This window comes from Arenibacter sp. F26102 (assembly GCF_023015865.1).
Classification (GTDB): domain Bacteria; phylum Bacteroidota; class Bacteroidia; order Flavobacteriales; family Flavobacteriaceae; genus Arenibacter.
In genome coordinates this window covers 1-384 of the sequence record NZ_JALKBC010000064.1, presented here as the reverse complement: position 1 = coordinate 384, position 384 = coordinate 1, and the positions used below count along the sequence as shown (strand labels likewise).

General features: G+C 43.2%; 1 protein-coding gene. It reads left to right on the top strand.

Going from position 1 to position 384, the window contains the following annotated elements; all coding sequences use genetic code 11:
• A partial coding sequence (locus tag MWU78_RS22280) for a transposase (protein ID WP_247002020.1) occupies positions 1-384 on the top strand: 384 nt, incomplete at both ends.

Genomic DNA, 384 nt, shown 5'->3' with positions numbered 1-384 from the left:
ATTTAGAGAAGTATAACAAACAAGAAGAGCAAATGGGAACTCGCAATAGCATGAGCAAGACCGACCCTGATGCTACCTTTATGCGCATGAAGGATGACCACATGCAAAACGGCCAACTCAAACCAGGGTATAACCTACAAGCGGGCACCAATAATCAATTCATTGTTAATTATACCCTTGCACAAACCACAGCAGATACCACTACCCTTATTGACCATGTAGATGAGTTTATTGATAGTTACGATCAAGCCCCAGGGCAGCTCACCGCAGATGCGGGGTATGGAAGCGAAGAGAACTATGCAGATCTAGAGAGCAAGGATATTGAGGCCTTTGTAAAATACAATTACTTCCACAAAGAACAATTGGATCAGAAAAGGGGCTCTT